The following is a 6422-nucleotide window of genomic DNA, read 5'->3' on the forward strand; positions in this document are numbered from 1 at the left end:
GCTCAGCCCTCCGTCTTGGCGTCGTCGCGCGCGAGCAGGTCGCGCAGATGATAATGGTGGCGGCCGAGATTGCCGCCGTAATTTCCGGCCGTGACCGCGATCAGCCCGTGCTTGCCGCCGATCTCGGTGGCGGCGTGGAGGCCGGCGCGCATCGAGTCGGACACGCCCTGCGAGGTCAGGGCATCGATCACGATCTCCAGCACGACGCCGCACTCGGCGGGCAGCGCCGAACCGGCCCGGCCCTTCAGGGTCGGGCAATAGGCGTCGTTGGTGGAGGCCATCATGCCCTTCGTCCGGCCGCCGACCTTCGAGCCCGAGCGGACGATGCCGCCCGGGAAGGGCAGGATCGCGCCTGGGACCGCCTTGGCGGCTTCGACCGCCGCCTCGGCGACGATGAGCGTATCCTTGTGCGTCCGCCCGAGGAACAGCAGGTTGCCGCCGCCGACCGCCCCGTCGACCGCCCGGACCGAATCCTCGCAGAGGAACTCGCCGTCCATCACCGGGATGCGCCAGTAGCGCCGGGCCTTGCCGGAGGCATCGGGCAGGCGCTTGGCGATGGCGAAGCCGTCACCGAAATACCGGATCGCGCCGCCGAGCTTGATCTTGGTCGGCCCGTCCACGCCGGCATAGCAGGCCGTGCCCGGGCAGGTGAGGATGCACTGGCCGACCCGCTTGATCAGCTGTTCCTTGAGGCCGTTCGGCTCGAAGCCGAACAGCAGGATGCGCACGCCGGGCCGGCCGTCCGGAGTCTCCTCCGGCGCCAGCTCGGCATCGATGCCGGCCTCGGCACCGCAGCCGATCACCGACGTGGCGAAGCCCGTCATGGTGGTGGCGGCGATCATGGCCCATTTGGCGGTGTCGTTGGTGACGATGATGGCGGTCCCGGCCACGTCGAACGCTTCCGCGAAGGTGTCGACGATCGGGATGCCGTTGAGGCTGAGCTCAGACATGGTTGTTTCCGCCACTCGCCTCGCTGATCACGCCCGGCATGGCACGGCCTCGAAGGTGTCCGCATCCGCGTCGAAGGCCGCATCCGGTACCGCGAAGCTGTCGAGCCCCGCGCCGAACCGGTCCGTCAGGTAGGTATCGGCGCGCTTGGCCATCGCCGGATCCGACTCGACCGAGAGCGACAGCGTCCGGCCCGCGCGCCACTCGACCACCTCGCCGTCCTCGACGATCGGCACGCCGTCCTTGAGGACGAGCTTGGCGGCGGTGAACATCGCGGTGCGGTTCGCGTCGTCGCGATAGACCGCGACGTCGGCGCAGGCGCCCGGCCGCAAATGGCCGCGATCGGCGAGGCCCAGGAGCTTGGCCGGGCCGGACCGGGTCAGCTGGGCGATCTCCGAGAGGGTGTATTCCCGCTCCAGGCCGGGAAGGCCGGACCGCTCGCCGACGATGCCCGGCAGCGTGGCGATCTCGCGGTCGCGCTCGGACTTGTCCATCAGCAGATGGATGATCCGCGGATATTGCGTGAACGGGCCGCCGTTGGGGTGGTCGGTGGTCAGGATCGTGCGCTCCGGATCGGTGGAGAGCAGCATGATCTCCAGGCCGATCGCCCATTGCAGCGAGCTGGTCGGGCCGCGCGGCCGGTACAGGAACGGCACGACGCCGCCGCCCTCGGCATCGCCGGCATTCAACACCCACTTCTTCGGCTTGGCGCCCTTGCGGCCGGCGAACTGGCGCAGGATGTCGAGCGACACGGTCACGGTCTGGCCGAACACGACCTGCCCGATATCGAGGGTCGCGTTCGGGTTGTCGGCGATCGCCTGCGCGATCCGCTCGGCGGCGGAACGGAAGCCGCCGCCTTCGGTCGCGCCGTAGGCGTAGAATTGCGCGTGGGCGAAGTGGATGCGCCGACCCTCCGCCGCATCCAGGGTCTCGACGAAGGAATCGTCCGCGCCGGGCAGGCCGAGATTGTTGCAGTGGACGTGCAGCGGGTGCGGGACGCCGATCTCCTCGACCGCATCGAGGAGCGAGCCCATGATCTGCCGGGTCGAGAGACCGTAGACCGGGATCTCGTCGTCCAGCGACAGGCGCAGAGCGCCGTCCTTGAAGGCGGAGGCGCCGCCGGCATTGATGCACTTCACCCCGAGGCCGCGCGACGTGGCGACTGAGAGCGCCACGAGGTCGCGCACGGCGTTGCCGCCCTGGCGCTCGCGCAGCAGCTGCAGCAGTTGGTCGTCGTTGCCCATCACGGTGAGCGCGCCGCGATCCAGCAGCGGGATGTCGGCGAGTTCGAGCTGGGTTGCCAGCGCGTGGGTCGGCGGCATCGCCGGCTCCACCGCCGTGGTGTAGCCCATCCGCGCGTAGGTCGAGCCGATCCAGCCCGCAGCTCCGCCCGCATGGGCGAAGGGATGCCCCTCGGGCGAGGCCTCGCTCACGTACAGGTCGGGCAGAAGCAGGCGCGACGTGATCACGTTGCCGCCGGCGATGTGCGAATGCACCTCGACGCCGCCGGCCATCACGACGCAGCCCGACGCGTCGATCACCCGATCGGCCTCCCGGCCCGCCGGCTCGACCACGCGGCCGTCCTCGATCCAGACGTCACCGACGGCATCGCGGGACGCGGTCGGATCGACGACGCGCCCGCCCCGGATCACGCTCAGCATGCGGGCTCACTCCTCGACGCGACGTGACCTTCGGCCAGGCGCTCCGTCAGGGCACCCAGCACCGACGCGGCGGACGGCAGGTCCGTCGGCGCCGAGGCCGGCCAGTAGGTCAGCGCGGCGCGCTGCTCATTCCACAAGACGCCGCCGAGATCGCGGCCGGGACGCCCGACCGCGATCACCACATCGGCGAGAGAGGCCTCGGCCTCGGCGACCAAGGCGACGGACGGCACCGCAGCCAGCCATTCCGGCCGGTCGACGGGCAGAGCGGCGAGCCAGATGACGGCATCGACCTCGCCGGCGGCGACCTGGCGGGCGACATCGAACCGCCACGGATCATGTTCGGGAACGCGGCGCCCGAAGCCGCTGCGCGGCGCCTGGCCGGTCAACCAAGCGGCCACGGGTACCACGGCGCGGTCCTGATCGGGCCCGGCGACGGCGAGCGTAAAGCAGCGCGTGGTCTCGTTCAGCTCCATGGCGAAGCCCTGAAGCATCTCCACGCCGAGCTCACCGAGTTCGGCGGGATCGTACAGAAGGACGCCGTATTGTGCGGCGGCGATCCGCGCGACGAGCTCGGCCTGCGGCGTGTCAACCGCGAGATGGCCCTTGGCGTAGGCGCGCAGCTCCGCGACCGCCTCAGCCAACCCGCCCGCGGACGGGCAGGACAGCGCGGCCTTCGAACCCTCGGACCAGGCGCCGAGCGCCAGGAGCGTCCGGTCCGCACCGGCGGCGCGGCCCCGCGTGGGCTTTGCCCCCGTCAGGCGCTTCAGGAGCGGCGTATGCCAGGGCGCCGCGCCGACGACCAGGACGGTATCGGCCCGGCCGACCGCCTCGGCGGGCGTCGAGGTCATGGCGCCGACCCGGCTCAGCGCACCGAGCTCGGCATAGGTGCCGACCGCGCCGGCCGTATCGATCGAGGCGCCGATGCGCCCCGCAAGATCGTAGGCCGCGCGGATCGCGGCGACGTCGGCGCTGAGGCCGGCGATCACCGGCGCGCGCGCCTTGGCGAGCAGGGATACGGCCGCCCCGATGGCGGTGTCCGCGTCCGTCGCGCCACCCTTCACCCAGGCTGCCATGCTCCCTCACGCGACGTTATTGTTTGGCTTCGGAGCGGGCGACGGCCGTAAGACCGGACGAAGCGGGTTCACTCCCGAAAGAGAATCCCGCCGGATCGGAATGGCTCGACCGCCCGACTGGTCCGGGCGGGCGGCAACTCGGCGCGCCGTCGCTGGCCTAGGTTTGCATTCATCCGCGCCCCGCGGCAAGGGGGGGGCCCACCGTGGTTCGTCCGATCGGCAGCAAGATCCCGTTGCTTCGGGCGCCCGCCGCATGGGAAAAGCCCGGCGGTTCGGCGGTGAATTGCGAAGGAATGGGCGTGGGCGAGGTCCCCCAGCGGAACGCGGCAACCGCTCCGAGCAGCATCGTCCGAGTCGAGGCGCCGGCACGGCTGCATTTCGGGTTCCTCGACCTGCATGGCGGGCTGGGACGACGCTTCGGCAGCATCGGCCTCGCCATCGACGCCCCGTCCGTCGCGCTGACCGCCCGCCGGTCCGCGCATCTCTCCGTCACCGGCGCGGAAGCCGAACGGGTCCGGGGCTACGCCCGCGCCGCGGCGGACCATCTCGGACAGCCGGACGCCGTCGCGATCGAAGTCGAGCGGACGATCCCGGCCCATGCCGGGTTCGGATCCGGGACCCAGCTCGCCTTAGCCGTGGCGGCCGCCTTGGCACGCCTCGGCGGCCACGCGTTTTCGGCGACGGCATTTTCCGGGAGCCTCGATCGCGGCAACCGGTCGGGCGTCGGCCTGAGCGCCTTCACGGAAGGCGGCCTGATCGTCGATGGCGGACGCGGCGGAGACGGCGGCCCGCCGCCGGTGATCGCGCGCCTGTCCTATCCCGAGGCCTGGCGCATCGTCCTCATTCTCGATCAGAGCATGGCCGGCGTGCACGGCACGCGGGAGGTGGAGGCCTTTCGCGACCTGCCGCGCTTCCCGGAGGCGCAGGCGGCGGAGATCTGCCGAATCGTGCTGATGCAGGTGCTGCCGGCGGTCGCGCTCGCGGAACCGCAGGGCTTCGGCGCCGGCATCACCCGGATCCAGGATCTGATCGGCGACCATTTCGCCCCCCATCAGGGCGGCCGCTATGCCAGCGCCGCAGTCGCGCAGGCGCTGGCCCAGGCTGCCGCGCAGGGCGTGCCCGGCTACGGCCAATCCTCCTGGGGGCCGACCGGCTTCGTGCTGATGCCGAGCGAGGCCGAGGCGAGCGCTCTCGTGGAAAGTCTCGACCGCGGCGGGCCGCTGCGCTTCCTCATCGCCCGCGGCCGCAACACCGGCGCATCGATAACCACGGCGGACTGAACTGCCGCCCCCGGACTTGACCGCGGCACCCGCAGCGGGTTTGGACGGTCGGCAGGCGCAGGTTGATGCGCGCCCCACGGGATAGAACGTCATGGCCCGCTCGATCCTCCACATGTTGACGCCGCTCCGGCACATGAGCCCGTTCGACGTGAACATGGCCATCGATGCCGGCTTCGAGACGGTGGTGACCTACACGGAGGTCAGCCTCGCCGACGTCGTCTCGCTGACCCAGGATTCGATCTTCTCGCGCGCCCCGGCCGACGGCACCCGCACGGGCATCTTCATCGGCGGCAAGAACGCCGAGGACGCCCTCGACATGGTCGACCGGGCCAAGAAGGCGTTCGTGCCGCCCTTCGTGAACCATGTCTTCGCCGATCCCGCCGGCTCGTTCACCACCGGCGCCGCCATGGTGGCGCAGGTCTCCCGGGCGCTGCGGCAGAAATTCAACACCGACCTGACCGGCAAGCGCATCGTGATCTTCGGCGGCGCCGGCGTCGTCGCCTACGTGGCGGCGGTGATCGGCGCGCTCCAGGGCGCGCAGACCGTCCTGGTGGGTCATGACGGCGAGGAGCGGGTCTCGAAGATCGCCTTCACGATGAAGTGGCGCTTCGGCATCGAGGTCGGCGCCGTCGACGGCACCACCCCGGAGGATCGCCGCCGCGCCATCCGCGACGCCGACGTGATCCTGTCCGCCGGTCCGGCCGGCATCCCGATCCTCTCGGCCGAGGATCTGAAATCCGCTCCGAAGCTGCTGGTCGCCTCCGACGTGAATGCCGTGCCGCCGGCCGGCATCGCCGGGATCGACGTCAACGCCGTCGACGTGCCGCTTCCGGCCGGCAAGGGCGTGGGCATCGGCGCCCTGGCGGTGGGCAACGTGAAATACCAGACGCAGCGCCGCCTGTTCGACCGGATGCTCGCCTCCGACACGCCGCTCTGCCTCGATTTCCGCGACGCCTATACCCTGGCGGTCGAGATCGCCGGCTGAGCCGACGCGGGCGCATCCCGGCATGTCCGAGGCGATCCTGATCGCCGCGCAGTCCGGGCGTGCCCTCGCGGAGGCGGCTCGGCGCGCGGGCCTGCGTCCCTTCGTGGCCGACCTGTTCGGCGATTCCGATACGCTGGCGCTCAGCGAAGCCTATAGGCCGCTGCCGGGCCGCTTCGGCAGCCGGATCGCCGCCGACGCGACGCTCGCGGCGATCGACGACCTGGCGGCTTGCGCCGGATCGCGCCTCGGCATCGTCCTCGGCAGCGGGTTCGAGGACGCGCCCGACCTCGTCGCCCGCATCGCGGGCCACCACCGGCTGATCGGCGCCGACGCGGACGCCGTCGCGGCGCTGAAGGACCCGCTCGGATTCGCCGCCCTCTGCGACCGCTTCCGAATCCCGCATCCGGCGATTGCGACGGGTCCGCTGCCCGATCCGTCCGGCTGGCTGCTCAAGCGGATCGGCGGCAGCGGCGGC

Annotated in this window: 5 protein-coding genes and 1 pseudogene; 3 read left to right on the forward strand and 3 right to left on the reverse strand. The window is 71.4% G+C overall.

Going from position 1 to position 6422, the window contains the following annotated elements; translation table 11 throughout:
- Nucleotides 1-2: 2 nt before the first annotated feature.
- From fhcD to WYO_RS16285, 3 genes are read right to left on the reverse strand one after another with little or no spacing between them, the layout of a single operon-like run.
- The gene (gene fhcD, locus WYO_RS16275) at nucleotides 3-950 is read right to left on the reverse strand and encodes a formylmethanofuran--tetrahydromethanopterin N-formyltransferase (protein ID WP_007564442.1); all 948 of its coding nucleotides are present in this window, start codon (nucleotides 948-950) and stop codon (nucleotides 3-5) included.
- Nucleotides 951-977: 27 nt separating this feature from the next.
- Nucleotides 978-2609 carry a formylmethanofuran dehydrogenase subunit A gene (locus WYO_RS16280; protein WP_007564444.1) on the reverse strand — a complete coding sequence of 544 codons (1632 nt, stop codon included), beginning with the start codon at nucleotides 2607-2609 and terminating at the stop codon, nucleotides 978-980.
- On the reverse strand, nucleotides 2603-3682 hold the full coding sequence (locus WYO_RS16285; RefSeq protein ID WP_007564446.1) for a hypothetical protein: 1080 nt from the start codon (nucleotides 3680-3682) through the stop codon (nucleotides 2603-2605). Before WYO_RS16285 ends, WYO_RS16280 begins: the two co-directional genes overlap by 7 nt.
- Nucleotides 3683-3981: 299 nt before the next feature.
- Here WYO_RS16285 and WYO_RS16290 point away from each other — a divergent pair, with 299 nt between their 5' ends.
- From WYO_RS16290 to WYO_RS16300, 3 genes and pseudogenes are all read left to right on the forward strand, one after another.
- Nucleotides 3982-4962: a beta-ribofuranosylaminobenzene 5'-phosphate synthase family protein gene (locus WYO_RS16290; protein ID WP_039903121.1), complete on the forward strand. Its 981-nt coding sequence runs from the start codon at nucleotides 3982-3984 to the stop codon at nucleotides 4960-4962.
- 91 nt (nucleotides 4963-5053) lie between these two features.
- A complete protein-coding gene (locus WYO_RS16295; RefSeq protein WP_007564450.1) occupies nucleotides 5054-5947 on the forward strand; it encodes an NAD(P)-dependent methylenetetrahydromethanopterin dehydrogenase in 894 nt (297 codons plus the stop codon).
- Nucleotides 5948-5969: 22 nt separating this feature from the next.
- Nucleotides 5970-6422 (forward strand): annotated as a pseudogene (locus tag WYO_RS16300) (tetrahydromethanopterin C1 transfer protein); the annotation flags it as partial.

The sequence above is a fragment of the Methylobacterium sp. GXF4 genome (assembly GCF_000272495.1).
Taxonomy (GTDB): domain Bacteria; phylum Pseudomonadota; class Alphaproteobacteria; order Rhizobiales; family Beijerinckiaceae; genus Methylobacterium; species Methylobacterium brachiatum.

Excerpts from the sequence above, each read along its gene's own strand:
- fhcD (WP_007564442.1), bottom strand. The coding sequence starts at position 950 with ATGTCTGAGCTCAGCCTCAACGGCATCCCGATCGTCGACACCTTCGCG.
- WYO_RS16280 (WP_007564444.1), bottom strand. The coding sequence starts at position 2,609 with ATGCTGAGCGTGATCCGGGGCGGGCGCGTCGTCGATCCGACCGCGTCC.
- WYO_RS16285 (WP_007564446.1), bottom strand. The coding sequence starts at position 3,682 with ATGGCAGCCTGGGTGAAGGGTGGCGCGACGGACGCGGACACCGCCATC.
- WYO_RS16295 (WP_007564450.1), top strand. The coding sequence starts at position 5,054 with ATGGCCCGCTCGATCCTCCACATGTTGACGCCGCTCCGGCACATGAGC.